Source organism: Dyella sp. OK584 (assembly GCF_057787755.1).
In genome coordinates, this window is record NZ_CM173542.1 from 2961125 (window position 1) to 2976009 (window position 14885).

At 63.7% G+C, this 14885-nt stretch carries 11 protein-coding genes; 5 read left to right on the forward strand and 6 right to left on the reverse strand.

The window, feature by feature from the left end; genetic code table 11:
* Positions 1–57 precede the first annotated feature (57 nt).
* The 4 genes from AC3CBN_RS13335 (at position 58) to AC3CBN_RS13350 (ending at position 3195) form a co-directional block, all read left to right on the forward strand.
* Positions 58–630 (forward strand): TetR/AcrR family transcriptional regulator, encoded by a 573-nt coding sequence (locus AC3CBN_RS13335; RefSeq protein ID WP_488633495.1) that lies wholly within the window; start codon positions 58–60, stop codon positions 628–630.
* 62 nt (positions 631–692) lie between these two features.
* A complete protein-coding gene (locus AC3CBN_RS13340; protein WP_488633496.1) occupies positions 693–1553 on the forward strand; it encodes an SDR family NAD(P)-dependent oxidoreductase in 861 nt (286 codons plus the stop codon).
* A gap of 11 nt (positions 1554–1564) precedes the next feature.
* Positions 1565–2527, forward strand: coding sequence for an SDR family oxidoreductase (locus AC3CBN_RS13345; protein WP_488633497.1), 963 nt, complete (start codon positions 1565–1567; stop codon positions 2525–2527).
* Positions 2524–3195 carry an NAD(P)H-binding protein gene (locus tag AC3CBN_RS13350; protein WP_488633498.1) on the forward strand — a complete coding sequence of 224 codons (672 nt, stop codon included), beginning with the start codon at positions 2524–2526 and terminating at the stop codon, positions 3193–3195. The genes AC3CBN_RS13345 and AC3CBN_RS13350 overlap by 4 nt, the downstream gene beginning before the upstream one ends.
* A gap of 108 nt (positions 3196–3303) precedes the next feature.
* Here the strand turns inward: AC3CBN_RS13350 and AC3CBN_RS13355 are convergent, their stop codons facing one another.
* The 4 genes from AC3CBN_RS13355 to AC3CBN_RS13370 are packed head-to-tail and all read right to left on the reverse strand — an operon-like array spanning position 3304 to position 9091.
* Positions 3304–5385 (reverse strand): oxidoreductase, encoded by a 2082-nt coding sequence (locus AC3CBN_RS13355; protein WP_488633499.1) that lies wholly within the window; start codon positions 5383–5385, stop codon positions 3304–3306.
* A gap of 5 nt (positions 5386–5390) precedes the next feature.
* Positions 5391–6704, reverse strand: a complete 1314-nt coding sequence (locus tag AC3CBN_RS13360; protein WP_488633500.1) for an amino acid permease — start codon at positions 6702–6704, stop codon at positions 5391–5393.
* A 15-nt stretch (positions 6705–6719) separates the two neighbouring features.
* Positions 6720–8024: a Xaa-Pro dipeptidase gene (locus AC3CBN_RS13365; protein WP_488633501.1), complete on the reverse strand. Its 1305-nt coding sequence runs from the start codon at positions 8022–8024 to the stop codon at positions 6720–6722.
* Positions 8021–9091, reverse strand: coding sequence for an aromatic ring-hydroxylating oxygenase subunit alpha (locus tag AC3CBN_RS13370; protein ID WP_488633502.1), 1071 nt, complete (start codon positions 9089–9091; stop codon positions 8021–8023). Before AC3CBN_RS13370 ends, AC3CBN_RS13365 begins: the two co-directional genes overlap by 4 nt.
* A gap of 58 nt (positions 9092–9149) precedes the next feature.
* Here AC3CBN_RS13370 and AC3CBN_RS13375 point away from each other — a divergent pair, with 58 nt between their 5' ends.
* Positions 9150–10307: a DmpA family aminopeptidase gene (locus tag AC3CBN_RS13375; RefSeq protein ID WP_488633503.1), complete on the forward strand. Its 1158-nt coding sequence runs from the start codon at positions 9150–9152 to the stop codon at positions 10305–10307.
* An 11-nt stretch (positions 10308–10318) separates the two neighbouring features.
* Here AC3CBN_RS13375 and AC3CBN_RS13380 read toward each other — a convergent pair whose 3' ends face one another.
* Together AC3CBN_RS13380 and AC3CBN_RS13385 are read right to left on the reverse strand one after the other, a co-directional pair.
* Complete coding sequence (locus tag AC3CBN_RS13380) at positions 10319–12343, reverse strand: alpha/beta hydrolase family protein (protein WP_488633504.1); 2025 nt, start codon at positions 12341–12343, stop codon at positions 10319–10321.
* Positions 12344–12351: 8 nt separating this feature from the next.
* Positions 12352–14883 (reverse strand): CehA/McbA family metallohydrolase, encoded by a 2532-nt coding sequence (locus AC3CBN_RS13385; RefSeq protein WP_488633505.1) that lies wholly within the window; start codon positions 14881–14883, stop codon positions 12352–12354.
* Between the last annotated feature and the right edge of the window lie 2 nt (positions 14884–14885).

Here is a 14885-nt window from a genome sequence, read left to right on the forward strand (position 1 = left end):
GCGGCTCACCTTTTGTCGGAATATGATTGAGTACGCACTCAATATACGATCGCCACCATGGCCCGTCCCCGCAGCGAAGACAAACGCAACGCCATCCTGGACGCCGCGACCCAAGTGTTCGCGGAACAGGGGGCGAGTGCGCCCACGGCGCGGATTGCCAAGTTGGCGGGCGTGGCCGAGGGCACGCTGTTCACCTACTTCAGCAGCAAGGACGAGTTGCTCAACCAGCTCTACCTGGAACTGAAAGGCGAGCTGCGGGAGGCCATGCTGGCGGGATATCCGCACCGAGCCGGTGTCCGTGAACGATCACGACATGTCTGGAGCACCTACATCGACTGGGGCGTGGCCCATCCGTACGAACGGAAAGTGATGGCCCAACTGACCGTATCCGAGCGGGTGACGTCTGAAAGCAAGGCTGCCGGCGCCGCTGCCTTCGGCGAGGTCAACGGCATGTTGCACGAGGCGATGGCCAAGGGCTTCCTGCGTGATCATCCGCCGGCTTTCGTCGGTGCGTTGATGGGGGCGTTGGCCGAAACCACCATGGATTTCATTGCCCGAGAACCCGAGCGGGCCGAGCACTATCGGTCAGCGGGTTTCGAGGCGTTCTGGAACGCGATCGCCAAGACCTGATTTCTTGTATTTCATAAATGAGTGTGTAATCACTCAATTTCTTTCATTGAAGGAGACATTCCATGTCCAAAGTCTGGCTTGTAACCGGTAGCGCCCGTGGCTTGGGTCGCGACATTGCCGAGGCCGTGCTGGCGCACGGTGACCGTCTTGTGGCCACTGCCCGTGATACGCGGCAACTGGAGGATCTCGTCACGCGGTATGGCGACCAGGTGCGTGCTGTCGCGCTCGACGTGACCGACGCCAAAGCTGCGCGGGTAGCCGTGCAGGCAGCTGTCGATACGTTTGGCCGTCTGGATGTCGTGGTCAACAATGCGGGCTTCGGCCACATTGCGCCGTTTGAGCAAAGCGACGAAGCCGATTTCCGCGCCCAGATCGACACCAACTTCTATGGTGTGGTCAACGTGACGCGCGCGGCGCTGCCAGTGATGCGCAAACAGCAGGCGGGCCACATCCTGCAGATCTCATCTGTAGGTGGCCGCATAGGTACGCCGGGACTGGCAGCCTACCAGTCGGCCAAGTGGGCCGTGGGCGGATTCACCGAAGTGTTGGCGGCGGAAGTGGCGCCGCTGGGCATCAAGGTTTGCTCGCTGGAACCGGGCGGCATGCGCACCGGCTGGGCTGCAGAAGCCAATCGCGCACTGCCGGATCTGTTGCCCGATTACCAGCCATCGGTCGGCGCGATGCAGGCCTTGCTCAAGGACTATCGCGGCAACGAGGCCAGCGATCCGGCACGTGTGGCGCAGGTCGTGTTGCAACTCGCGTATCACGACCATCCACCGGCGCACCTGCTGCTGGGAAGCGATGCACTGCATTTCTTTGGCGGTGTCGAACAGGCGCGCACGAGTGCGGCGGAACGCTGGCGAGCGGTGAGCCTTTCCACCGGTTTCGATGCAGGTGATTTCCCTGCGTTTCCCGAACAATGAGGCTGCCAACCATGAACCCATGGAACGTGCAGGACATGCCATCGCAGCAGCAGCGCCGTGTGGTGATCACCGGAGCCACCAGCGGCATCGGTTACGAGGCGGCACTCGCACTGGCTGGTGCCGGAGCGGAGGTTGTGCTCATTGGTCGCAATGATGCCAAGGGTGCCGAAGCGCTGGCGAGCATACGTGCGTGCCATCCAGACGCCAATGTCCGCTACGCACCTCTCGACCTGGCGAACCTGGCTTCCGTCGCTGATTTTGCGGCGCAAATGGCGGGCGAAGGTTCGACTTTGGACCTGCTCATCAACAATGCCGGCGTGATGACGCCGCCCACGCGCCACGTCACCGCTGATGGTTTCGAACTGCAGTTTGGCACCAACTATCTGGGCCACTTCGCGCTCACCGCGCAACTGTTGCCACTGCTGCGGCGAGGACACGCGCCCCGCGTGGTCAATGTGAGCAGTGCTGCGCATCGTCTGGGCGCCGCCATCCATTTCGATGATCTGCAATGGGAACGTCGCTACCAATCGTGGCTTGCCTATGGGCAATCCAAGCTGGCGATGTTGCTGTTCGCGCTGGAACTGCAGCATCGCAGCGATGCGAGTGGCTGGGGTCTGATGAGCAATGCCTGCCATCCTGGTTATGCACGTACCGGACTGCAAAGCAGCGGTCCGGGTCTGGGACGAGAAGGAAGGCCGGGTCTAGGTGAGCGACTTGGCAAGCTGATCGAGCCGTGGATGTCGCAATCGGCAGCGGACGGCGCGCTGCCTACGCTGTATGCGGCGACGTCGCCCGATGCAATGGATGCGGGTTACTACGGACCCAAGGGTGCGTTCGAGTTGAGAGGGCCGGTGGGCGAGGCTGTTATCGGCGCGAAGGCTCGCGACGTCGCTGCGGCAACGCGCTTGTGGCAGGTGTCGGAGCAACTCACCGCCGTGCGCTGGCCGTCGATTCAAGCGAAGGAGGCGGCATGAAGGTATTGCTGTTTGGCGCCACCGGCATGGTGGGGCAGGGAGTGCTGCGCGAATGCCTGCAGGCGGATGATGTGAGCGAGGTGCTCGCGATCGGGCGCACAGCGCTTGGCATGCAACACCCGAAACTGCGTGAGCTTTTGCGCCAGGATTTCCTCCGCTATGACGATGTCGAAACGAGCCTGCGCGGATTCGATGCATGTTTCTTCTGCCTTGGCGTAAGTTCGGCAGGTATGAGCGAACAGCGCTATACGCAACTTACCTACGACGTGACCATGGCGGCCGGCGAAGTCCTGGCGCGGCAGAATTCTTCGATGACGTTCGTCTATGTGTCCGGCGCAGGAACCGATAGCAGCGAGCGAGGGCGCACGATGTGGGCGCGCGTGAAGGGGCGCACCGAGAATGCGCTGCGTCGACTGCCATTCAAAGGGGTTTACCTGTTTCGCCCGGGGTTTATCGCGCCCGCGCACGGCGAGCGCTCCAAGACCGCCATGGTTCGCCTGGTCTATGACATCACCCGGCCAGTGATTCCGCTGCTGCGCGCGCTTTTCCCGAGGCACGTGTCGAGCACGGATCTCATCGGTCAGGCCATGCTTTCGGTGGCGAGGCATGGTTCGGCCAAAGCCGTGCTGGAGAGCGTGGACATTCTGGCGCTGGCCAATCGCGCCTGATCCAACTGGTTGCACCACACGTGGTGCAGGTTTGAATAGTTCATCGCTCGCCATTCCGACGGCTGTTGAGAGCCGCCGGGACAACGACACGTTATGCCAGCTCTGAATCTATTCGTCGCGCCGCAGATCCTCGGAGCGTGCCGTATGAAAATGACGCTTGAATGCAACCTCGTCGGAGGCTGGCTCCTCCAACTCTCGCGCGTAGCGATGGCCGGCGTAGACCGCATGCGCGATCAGGCCGGGGGCTTCGGCGTCACCCATGCAGCGTAGGGAACGGATGCCTGCATCAGCCCAATCCGCTTCACGTTGCAACAACTCCTGGTAGAGCGTGTCGTTGGGCAGGCGCGATGTGACGGTGACGACGGCATCGCAAGTGCGCTCGACGTATTGGCCGTCCCAGGTGTTCTCCAGCGTCAACGTGGTGCCGTGGAAACCTACGATATTGTTCGAGACAATCGGCTCGATACCTTGTTTGGCCATCCGTTTACGGATGTGGCGATAGTCGAGCGTATTCACGCTCCAGGGTGCGACACTGTCCTCGGGGGTGACATAAGCCACCTCGCAGCCGCGGCTGCGCAGCATTTCGGCGGCCATGCTGGCGTAGTAAAAGCCGTCGTCGTCGAACACCGCCACGCGGCCTTCAGGCATTTTGCCGTCCATCAGATCGTCGAGCGTGAATATGCCCGGATGGTCGCTGAAGCCGGGGATGCTGAAGCCATTGCTGCGGCCGAAGCCGTCGCGGCGCCAGTGGCAACCCGTGGCCAGCACCACATGTTCGGCGCCGAAGTCGAGCACGTCCTGAGCGGTGAGCTCGGAATCGAGATAGACGGCCACATTCGGTAGCTTGCCGATCTGGCCGACACGCCAGTCGCGCACGCGCGCCCATTCGGCCAAGCCTGGCAGGCGCGCTTCGCGGGTGACGCGGCCGCCCAGCTCGCGGCGGGCTTCTGCGAGACTCACTTCATAGCCGCGCTGGCCGAGCGCGCGCGCCGCTTCGAGACCGGCGGGGCCACTACCTACCACCAGCACGCGGCTCGATTGACGCTTGGGTTGGATGCGCTCCGGATGCCAGCCCTTTCGCCACTCCTCACCCATGGTCGGATTCTGCGTGCAACGGATCGGCGAGATGGTCATGTCGCCGGACACGCAGATGTTGCAGCCGATGCATTCACGGATATCGTCGACGCGGCCTTCCTCGATTTTCCTGGGCAGGAACGGATCGGCGATGGACGGGCGTGCGGCGCCAATCATGTCGATCACGCCACGGCGGATCTGCGAGACCATGGTGTCCGGCGAGGTGAAGCGACCCACACCCACCACCGGCTTGGTCGTGGTTTTCTTGACGAAATCGATGAACGGTTCCTGCGCTCCTTCGGCGGCGAAACGCGAGGGCACCGAGTCGTTGTACCAGGCCGCAAGATTCACGTCCCACAAGTCGGGCACCTCGGCGAGGAGGCCCACGATGTCCTGCGCTTCGGCCAGTTCCACGCCACCGGGCCCCAGCAATTCTTCGGTGGCGAAGCGCAGCGCTACGGCGCAGGTATCGCCAACGGCATCGCGCGTGTCCTGGAGCACTTCGCGCAACAGGCGCATGCGGTTTTCCAGCGAACCGCCGTACTCGTCGCTGCGCTGGTTGCGACGGCGCTGGAGAAAGTGCATCGGCAACGAAAGATCGTGCGCGGCGTAGACGTAGATGATGTCCATGCCGGCGCGCTTGCCACGCAGGGCAGCTTCACGATGCCAGCGTCGGTATTCGCGGATGTCGTGGCGCGTCATCGCGCGCGCCTGCGACGGATAGCCGTACTTGGACGGCTGGTGCGAAGGGCCAAGCAGCACTTCTCGTGAATACAGGTTCGAGGCGGTCGGGCCATTGTGCGACAGCTCCACCGCTGCCAGCGCGCCATGCGCATGCACCCTGTCGCACATCAGCGCAAGGGCAGGGATGTCACGATCGTCCCACAGTCGCGCTTCCACGTAGGGCGTGAGGTCGCTGCTCGGATGGATCTCGCACTCCTCGGTGGAAACTACCGCCCAACCGCCCTCGGCCTTGATCTCGCGCATCGCCGCATGGGCCAGCGGCATGGCGTGGCCCATGCCATTGCAATGAGGCACCTGGAAGAACCGGTTCTTCGCCGTGACCGGGCCGATCTTTATCGGCGTGAACAGGACGTCGTAGCGTGGATCGCGCATCGTGTTCAAACCTTGGCGGGGACCGCAGCCGGGCGGCGCAGGCGCATGAAGGCATACAGCGGCAGGCCCGCCGCCATCAGGCCCAAGGCGAGCAGGAACGGCTCACGGCCACTGCCGATGAAGGCGAAGATCACGAAGAGCGTGCCCACCAGGGCGAAGAGCACCGCCCGCCGCCCTGCATCGGGTGCTGCGCCGCGTCGCCACAACACCGCGAGCGCGAGGGAACAGCACAGATAGAGCGGCAGGTTGGCGGCGGTCACGACGCGCGTGAGGAAGGTGAAGGCTGTCACCAGCGATTTGCTGTAGCTCATCCATATCATCGCCGAGCCAAGTACGCCGGTGACCACCAGTGCGATGGCGGGGGCGCCATGGCGATTGTTGCGGGCGAGCACGGCGGGCAACACGCCGTTGTTGGCCATGGTGCGTGTGAGTTCGCCCACCAGAAGGGTCCAGCCGTTGAGTGCGCCCAGTCCGCTGACGACCACGAACAGGGAGAGCCAGCGGCCCACACCGGCACCAACGTAGCGGTCCATCAGCGTGGCGAATGGCGCACTGGCGTTGGCGAGCTCCGATTGCGGAATCAGCAGCATCGGTACGCTTGATACGATGATGTACACGATGGCCGTCAGCACCGTGCCCGCCATGGTCGCTCGCGGAATGGTCCGCCCTGGATTATCGACTCGGCACGCCGGCACGCTGGCCGATTCAATGCCGAGCATGGCGAACAGCGCAATGGTCGATGCCGCCATCACATCGTTCAACGCGATCGGCGTGACAGGCGGGTGCGCGCTGTAGCTCTCCGGCGTGGTGAGCAGCATCCATCCGCCGAGAAGTGCGATGGCGAGCATGGGCAGTAGCTTCAGCGCGGTGGTCACGATCTGCACGCTGCCTCCCGTTCGCACACCAAACAAGTTGATGGCGACGAACGACCAAAGCAGACCCAATGCGAACAGCGTCGGTTGGATACGTCCCAGTTCCGGCATGACCACGGTGATGTAGCCGACCACGCCCGTCGCGAGTGCCGCGTTGGTGAGCCACAGCGACACCCAATACGCCCACAGTGCCATGTACGCCGGCAGCTCCCCCAGCGTGCTGCGGATATAGCCATAAGGGCCATCAGCGTTCGGCATCGCATGCGAAAGATGGGCGAACACACGTGCCAACGCCAGGCAACCCGCCAGGGTGACCACCCAGCCGATCAGCGCGTTGAAGCCGTACGGCGCCAACGACGCGGGCAAGATGAAGATGCCCATGCCGATGACGTTGCCCACGACCAGCGCGGTGCAGGTCCAGAAACCGATCTTGTTGCCGTTGCTCATGCGCGCCTACCTGGTTCAGTCAAGGGAAACCGGCGTGCCGGCCTTCATCACACCACGTACCTGGCGCAAGCATTCAATGTTCTGAATGGGATCGCAGGCTACCGCTACCAGGTCCGCCGCTTTGCTGGGGGCAATGGAGCCCAGTTCCTTTTCCTTGCCCAGCAAGCGCGCCGAATCGATGGTGGCCGAGCGGATCGCCTGCAGCGGCGTCATGCCGTAACGCACCATGTAGGCAAACTGGCGCGCGTTGTCGCCATGCGGATAAACGCCCGCATCGGTGCCGAAGGCAATGTGCACGCCCGCCTTGACTGCCTTGCGGAAACCTTCGCGCTGCGCGTCGGTGGTCTCCACGTTTTTGCGCAGTTTCTCGGCCGACCAGCCCTCGCTTCGACCCACGCTGTCGATGTAGTCGCCGTTGTAGATGTCTGCGACCAGCCAGGTGCCGCGCTGTTTCATCAGCGCGATACCCTCGTCGTCGATCAGCGAACCGTGTTCTATCGAACGCACCCCCGCGCGCACCGCACGCTTGATACCTTCGGCACCGTGTGCATGCGCGGCAACGAACTTGCCGCGCTTGGCGGCTTCCTCCACGGCGGCGTGGATCTCCGCTTCGGTGTATTCAGACTGCCCGGGCTCGGTGCCGTCGGTGAGCACGGCGCCAGTGGCGATGACCTTGATGAGGTCCGCGCCGTGATCAAGGATCATGTCCACATGCCTGCGCACGTCATCAACACCCTTGGAGACGCCACGGCGAAATTCCATCGGCACCTCCGTACCCGGCGGCAAGCCAGTGATCTCGCCACCGCCGCCCGGAATGGTGATGTAGGCGCCGGCAACGAACATTCGCGGCCCTGGCACATAGCCGGCGTTGATGGCGTCGCGCAGCGTGATGTCGGCAAAGCCGCGATAGACGCCCACGTCGCGTACGGTGGTGAACCCGGCGTGCAGCGTGTCGCGTGCGTTCTTCGCACCGATAAAGGCATCGCGAGCAGGCGTGCTCTTCAGCGCCGCGCCAGGGTCGGCGCTTTCGGTTTCATCCGCGATATGAGTGTGCATGTCCATCATGCCGGGCACGATCGTGTAGCTGGTCCAGTCGAGTACTTTTACACCGGTGGCAGCAGCAGCGGCGGACCAGGGCCGTACGCTGACGACGCGGCCGTTTTCAATCGTCACCGCCTGGTCGGCGAGCATGTTGCCGCTGTCAACGTCGAGCAGGTGACCGGCGTGCACCACGACGCGCTCTGCGCTCCGTGCGTCTGCCGAAGAGGCGGACGCCATGACCGCGATGGCGCAGAACAGGCTGGACAGCTTGAACGTCATGCGGATGCTTCCTCGTCACGGGCATAGGCCGTGCGCAACAGGTTATGGAAGTGCCAGACGCCGCTTTCGCGCCTGGGGCAGAGGCGTCCTGCCTCGTAGTGACCGGAGGCAAGCCCTTTCTGCACGGCCTCGCAGATGGAAATGTCTTCGTGCTGCACTTCGTCGCTGAAGGACTGGTCGGCCAGGATGCGCGCCTGCGCCGCGTCGTCCTGCGAGTAGTAGTAGTCAAACTCCACGCGGCAGCGCCCCGGGCCCAGCGGCAGGATGCGGTTGGTCTGCAATCGACCCGGCATGATGTTGAGCATCACGTTGGGGTAGACGAAGTAATAGAAGGCGCGGCCATCGCCGTAGATGTCCGAACTGTTGCGCAGCGGTGAGGATTGCAGCGAATGCCACGGAGACAGTTCGGTGTCGTATGCACGGTAATCGAGCACCTTCGACAGGCCTGGATGCACATGGGCGAGGTGATAGCCTTCCAGGAAGTTGTCGATGTAGACCTTCCAGTTGCAGTCGATGTCGTAACTGTCGCGGCGCAGGTAGCGCATGGCGGAGAGGTCGATGGGCGCGATGCATTCGGTGATGCCCGCATACACTTCCTCGAAAGGCGGCACGGCCGGGTCCAGTGCCACGAACACCAGACCCTGCCATTCGTGCACGCGCAGCGGCGGCAGGCGAATATCTTCGACGCGGAAATCGCTGGCGCTCTGCATTTCTGGTGCACTGCGCAACTGGCCTTCCAGCGTGTAGGTCCAGCCGTGGTATTTGCAGTGCAGCGAGCGCGCACCCTTGCCGTTGCACAGGGCCAGCGGCCCGGCGCGGTGGCGGCAGACATTGGGGAAGGCGCGCAGCACGCCGTCTTGACCGCGCACCAGCAGCACGGGCACGCCGCCGACGTGTTCGACCACATGGTCGCCCGGCTCCGCCAGCAGACTCTGGTGCGCCACCAGCTGCCAGCTGCGTGCGAATACCGCACGATGCTCCATCGTCAGCATCGCGTCGCCGAAGTAGTAACGCGGCGACAGAGCGCGTGCGTGATCGAGTTCCAGGATGGTTGTATCAGCCGGCATGCGTGACTCCGATCTCGGGATAGACTGGCGCGACTAAGGGTTGCCCCACGGAGATGCCATGCCCCGTTTTCGCCTCGCACTTTTGTTGTGTGTGCTGTGCAGTATGGCCACGGCTGCCGAGCCGCGCGCAAGAGATATCGGCGTTCCCTTCGACGGCACGCCCGGGCCGCTGAATGCCATCACCGACGTCGCCGGGGTTACCGTGGGCCAGGTGACCCTGATCGAGGATCTCGCCAACGGGCACAAAGTGCGTACGGGCGTCACCGCGATCCTGCCGCGTGGGCACGATAGTTACGACATCCCCACCTTTGGCGGCTGGTTCGCGCTGAACGGGAATGGCGAAATGACCGGCACTGCCTGGCTGGACGAGTCCGGCCAACTGGAAGGCCCGGTGATGCTGACCAACACCCATAGCGTGGGCGTGGTACGCGACGCGGTGATCGCCGAGCGCGTGCATGCGGGCGGCGCCGATGCGTCGGGCTACTGGTGGTCGCTGCCGGTGGTGGCCGAAACCTGGGACGGCGACCTCAACGACATTAACGGGTTCCACGTGCGGCCGGAGCATGTCGCGCAGGCGCTGCGACAGGCGAAAGGCGGGCCGGTTGCAGAAGGCAATGTCGGCGGCGGCACCGGCATGATCTGCCATGAGTTCAAGTGCGGTATCGGCACGGCCTCGCGGCGTGTGCGTGTCGATGGCCACGGCTACACCATCGGCGTGCTGGTGCAGGCCAACTATGGCCTGCGCGACAGTCTGCGCGTTGCCGGCGCTCCGGTCGGGCAGTACCTGCGCGATGACCGCATTCGCAGCGGTTCCAATCCGTCGGCCAGCGACACGGGCTCGATCATCATCGTGGTGGCTACCGATGCGCCGCTGCTGCCGCATCAGCTCAAGCGCATCGCCAAGCGCGCCGGCATGGGGCTGGCGCGGATGGGCAGCTTCGCGGGCAATGGTTCGGGCGACATCTTCATCGCCTTTTCCACGGCCAACGGCGACGCTCTCCATGACAAGACGCTGCAGCAGGCGGCCTTTATCGGCAACGATCACCTCGACGGCCTGTTCGAGGCGACCGCCCAGGCGGCCGAGGAATCGATCGTCAATGCGATGATTGCCGCGCGCGACATGCACGGTGACGGCGGGCATTTCGCCATGGCGATTCCGCACGATCAGCTGGTGGCGTTGCTCAAACGTTTCGGGCGCTACCAGCCACCGCACTGACGCTGTGTTGCTCACGGAGTGGCGCTTCCGTTTCCGAGGAAGCGGTCGTACCACGCCAGGTTGCGCTCCATGCGATCACGCAGATAGCTGGGCACGGTAATGCCGTGGTGCTGGCCGGGATAGACCACCAGCTCGGTGGGAATCTGTAGCGAGCGCAGCGCCTGGTACATCTGCTCGGCACCGATGCACGGCACGTTGAAATCGCGCTCACCGCATTGGAACAGGGTCGGCGTCTTGATCTGGTTGGCGTGGAGGAACGGGTAACTTGCGCGATCGTAGGCTTCCCGATTGCCCCACGGCGTGCCGAGCTCCAGCTCGTACTCGCGGGCGTATTCGTCATCGCCATACATGCCATACATGTTGCCCGAGCCCGCACCAACGATGGCCGCTTTGAAGCGCGTATCGCGCGAGATCACTTCGTCGGTGAGAATCGCGCCATAGCTCCAGCCGCCAATACCCAAGCGGGCTGGATCGGCTATGCCTAGCGCCACCGCATGTTCCACGCCGGCCAGCAGATCCTTCGTGTCCTTGTTGCCCCAGTCGGCGTAGATGGCCTTGGCGAATTCGAAACCCCGGCCGGAACTGCCGCGCGGATTCACGGCGAGCACGGCATAACCGTGGCTCGCGTAGACCTGCCAGTCCGCCATGAATTCGCGGCTGAACTGGTACACCGGGCCACCATGGACACGCACGATGGTGGGATAGCGATGTCCCGGCACGTAGCCGACCGGCTTGATCAGCAGCGCATCCAGCGCGGTGCCGTCGGGGCTGGTGAAATGCAGCGTCTCGGTGGCAGCCAGACGCTTGTCGCTCAGCCAATGGTTGTGATCGCTGAGCGCACGCAATGTGCCGCGTTCGACGGCGGCCAGTTCGACGGGGTGAGTGTCATCGCCGCCCAGCACCACGATGCGGCCATTGCCGGAGACATCGAGATCGACGTCGAATCGATTGCCGTGTGTCAGTTCGGTGAGCTTGCCGCCGGCGACATCGATACGGGAAAGGTGGGTGACTTCGGCTTGCTCGATCAGCACATAGACGCTGCGACCATCAGGCGACCAATGCGGCTTGGTGAAACAGCGATCGATCGGTGCGGGCAGGGCGGCTTTGCCGCTGGCTACGTCGATGACCGCGAGCTGCCAGGGCGCGTAGTAGATCCATTTGTCCTCGCCGCTCTGCAAATAGGCGATGCGCTTGCTGTCCGGGCTCCACGCGGGGCGTGTTTCCCAGTACGGATCGAGATCAGAGCCGGGAAACGTGGTGAGCTGACGCTCCTGGGCACCGGCTTGTGGTGCGATCACATAGATGTCGTAGTTGAGGTGACGATCCGGGTCGTCACCACGCTTGGTGACATAGGCGATCAGCTTGCCGTCGGGCGACCACGCCGGCAGCTGTTCGTCGTGCCTGCCCGGCGTGAGCACGGTGGCCTTGCCGCTGGCAATGTCGACCATGTACAGGTGCTTGTGACGGCTGCCGAGCCAGCCACTGTCGTCGTCCTTGAACTGGAAGCGGTCGGTGACGATCGGTGGCGGGTTCTTCGGCTTTTTCGCCCCAGCGGCCTGTTCGGGATCGAACGCGATGGCCGCGAGCTGCCGTCCGTTGGGCGACATGACAAAGTCTTCCACGCCGCTGGGAAGATCGGTAACCCGGCGTGCCTCGCCGCCATCGGCTGGCATCATCCACACCTGCGTCTTGGCGTCGTCGTCACTCGCCTCGCCATCTACCTTGCGATCGGACAGGAAAGCGATGGATTTGCCGTCGGCCGTCCATTGCGGTCGCGATTCATTGCTATCGGGCGTATGCGTGAGCTGGGTTCGCGCGCTGCCGTCGTAGCGCACACGCCACAGATCCGATTGCGGTTGGTCACGCTCCAGATTGGCGCTGGTGACGGTGTAGACGATGAAGTTGCCATCGCGTGACAGTGCCGGTTCGCTGACCTGGTTGAGGCGATTGATATCGGTGGCAACGAAGCGCGTGTCGTCGGCATGTGCGGATGCGCTCATGGCCAACAGCGCCAGCAGGAGCAGGGATGGCCTCATGGGTTGTCTCACTTGGGTTCGGAAGGCGCGACGCCATTCGCCATGGCGCGATAGGCGTCGCGTGAGTGACCGAGGTAGTCCAGCGTTACGCGCTTCTCCTCGGCGGTGTTGTAGTCGTCCCGTGCAGAAGCCGCCTCGATGGTCCGCGTCAGCCAATCGGCAAACCAGGCCGCATCACTGCGCGCGCTCGGCGCAAGCACGTGGTCACCAAGCCAGACCGGGTTGGTGGTGGCGTAGGGATAGAGATCGAGCACCCGCGGATCGGCGCGATCGTTCCATGCGCGCAGCAGTACCCAGCCGCCGTTGAGGTCGATGTCACCGGCGTCGTCGAGGCTCCTGCGGTCGCCGCTCAACGCGAACGTCTTCACAACGTTGCCGTTGTGCACCAGTTCCAGATGATCCACCGCGACCAGCGAGCGCAGCGCGATGCGATAGTGGTGCCGACCCGTGGCGAGCGTATCGCCAGGCTTCGCTTGGTCGATGAGCAGTCCAAGCAGCGGTCCGTTGCTGGCAAAGCCATGACCGGCCTTCAGCGCATCCATGGCCGCGTTGGCATCGCGCCTGCCGTCGGTATCAAGAAACACGCGGTTGAGGCCGACCGGGCCGCGCAACGAAGCGTAGTTGGCCATGGCGTCGGTGCCCGCGCCGGTGGGCAGGTGAAAGCCAAGATTGAGCAGGCGATACCACACCTGCGCCGTGGCCTTGTGATCGGAAAAGCCCATGACCTCGATGTAGTCGACCTTGTGCTCGATCACATCCGCGGGCAGTTCGTTGCTGAGCACGGCATCGTGTGCGGGATCGGGGAGCGTGTCGAACGGATGCACGTAGCCGACGAGTCCGCCCTGTGCATGCGCCAGATCGGCAATCGCCGCGTTGGTGGGATACGGACTGGCCAGCGCGGTATGCCGGTAGGCGGAAAAATCCGGCGTGATGAAGTGGTCGCCCAGATGCAGCAGGCCCAGATGGCCCCAGAAGCTGGTGTGATACTCCTGACCGTGCAAAACCAGGCTGTGCGGTGTACTGGCCGGATCGGCGTCAGTGCGGAACGAGGCGATGTCCGGCACGCGCTCCTCTTTGTTCACCACGAGGTCGTAAGCAAGATCGAGATCTTCGGCACGCGCCTGCCGCGCAAGATTCATGGGCGTGTTGCGGTAGTGGCCGCCGTAGTTCATGTGGATGTGCAGGTCCGCGCTGATCCAATCGCCGAACGCGGCCGGCAGCGGTTGCGGCTGCAGTGAAACATGCAGCGAGGTCTCGCGATCCTTCCGCACATTCACGGTCTTGCGCCATGGCGCATAGGCGAAGCCATGCTGCACCCAGACCTTCACGGCACCAACGGGCACGTCGATCGCACACGGCGAGTTGCAATGGAAGTAGTGCGTTTCGGTGGCTTGCAGCTTGCGGTCGAAGCCGTCGTCGGCGTGCATCCAGGCATCGTCTGGCGCATAGGCACGTGCGTCGCTGCCAAGCACGACAACGCGTGCAGGTGTGCGCTCGCCGTGTTCGTTCACGATGTCGAGCACGAGATGTGCCATGGGCATCTTGGTGTGCCGATGGGTGGGCATGACGGTGCGCGTGGCGCCGCCAAGGGTCTCCGTCACGCGTAGCGATGTGTTGCCGGACTGGTTGTCGACATAGGCTATGCGGCGGCCATCGGGCGACCAGCGCGCATTGCGGCGGTCGAACTCGCCGAAGGTCAACGGCAGCGGTGCGGCGCCATCGGTCGTGGTGAGCCAAAGCTGCTGCCACTGGCGGCCGTGATAGCTTGCGTAAAGCAAGCGTTTGCCGTCTGGCGCCATTTCCGGGCGCGCATTCCAGCTGGTTTCCTCGCCAAGCACTCGCTTGCGCTGCGAAGGATCGGCCATCGGCACCGACCACAAATCCCCTGTGCCCCAGGCGATTTCCGGGTTGCTGACGTAGTAGAGCGTCTTGCCGTCGGGTGACCACGAGGGGTTGATCGCGTGATCAACCGCCGAATAGTAGTAGCGATCCAGCGCGCTCTTGCGCTCGCCGAGCAAGGGACGCACGCGATGCAAACCTGAGGCATCGATGTCGGCGACATACAGATTGAAATGGCCGGTGTCGCGCGTGGACACCCATGCGATCTGGCGGCCGTCGGGCGACAGGCGCGGTTCCACGTTCACGGCGCCGCCCGTGGTCAGTGCCCGCTCGCGACCGCTTGCCAGGTCGAGTCGCCACAGTTCGATCGCTTTGCCGTCATAGCGGGTGAACACCACACTGTGGCCATCGCGCGCCACGTCGGGCTGGTTGTCGTAGGCGCGCGCGGCATGAGTCAGTTCGGTGGCGGTGTCGCCGTCAAAGCGCTGTTGCCACAGCGAGCCGCCCATGCTGTAGACGAGCGTGTCGCCATCCGGCATGAAGCTCACCATGTCGGGGCCGGTGGTGAGTTGCGGCAGGTAGAGTTCACGCCAGTAATAGCTGTGCGGGAGATCCACCTGCTTCAACACGGGCTCCCGCTCGGCGCGCGCCGCGCCCATGCACGACAGCAGAACAAGTGCGACAGGCAGTCGGCGCCACATGC

What these genes read in the sequence shown, in the direction of transcription:
- AC3CBN_RS13335 (WP_488633495.1), top strand. Translation starts at nt 58, where the DNA reads ATGGCCCGTCCCCGCAGCGAAGACAAACGCAACGCCATCCTGGACGCC.
- AC3CBN_RS13340 (WP_488633496.1), top strand. Translation starts at nt 693, where the DNA reads ATGTCCAAAGTCTGGCTTGTAACCGGTAGCGCCCGTGGCTTGGGTCGC.
- AC3CBN_RS13345 (WP_488633497.1), top strand. Translation starts at nt 1,565, where the DNA reads ATGAACCCATGGAACGTGCAGGACATGCCATCGCAGCAGCAGCGCCGT.
- AC3CBN_RS13350 (WP_488633498.1), top strand. Translation starts at nt 2,524, where the DNA reads ATGAAGGTATTGCTGTTTGGCGCCACCGGCATGGTGGGGCAGGGAGTG.
- AC3CBN_RS13355 (WP_488633499.1), bottom strand. Translation starts at nt 5,385, where the DNA reads ATGCGCGATCCACGCTACGACGTCCTGTTCACGCCGATAAAGATCGGC.
- AC3CBN_RS13360 (WP_488633500.1), bottom strand. Translation starts at nt 6,704, where the DNA reads ATGAGCAACGGCAACAAGATCGGTTTCTGGACCTGCACCGCGCTGGTC.
- AC3CBN_RS13365 (WP_488633501.1), bottom strand. Translation starts at nt 8,024, where the DNA reads ATGACGTTCAAGCTGTCCAGCCTGTTCTGCGCCATCGCGGTCATGGCG.
- AC3CBN_RS13370 (WP_488633502.1), bottom strand. Translation starts at nt 9,091, where the DNA reads ATGCCGGCTGATACAACCATCCTGGAACTCGATCACGCACGCGCTCTG.
- AC3CBN_RS13375 (WP_488633503.1), top strand. Translation starts at nt 9,150, where the DNA reads ATGCCCCGTTTTCGCCTCGCACTTTTGTTGTGTGTGCTGTGCAGTATG.
- AC3CBN_RS13380 (WP_488633504.1), bottom strand. Translation starts at nt 12,343, where the DNA reads ATGAGGCCATCCCTGCTCCTGCTGGCGCTGTTGGCCATGAGCGCATCC.
- AC3CBN_RS13385 (WP_488633505.1), bottom strand. Translation starts at nt 14,883, where the DNA reads ATGTGGCGCCGACTGCCTGTCGCACTTGTTCTGCTGTCGTGCATGGGC.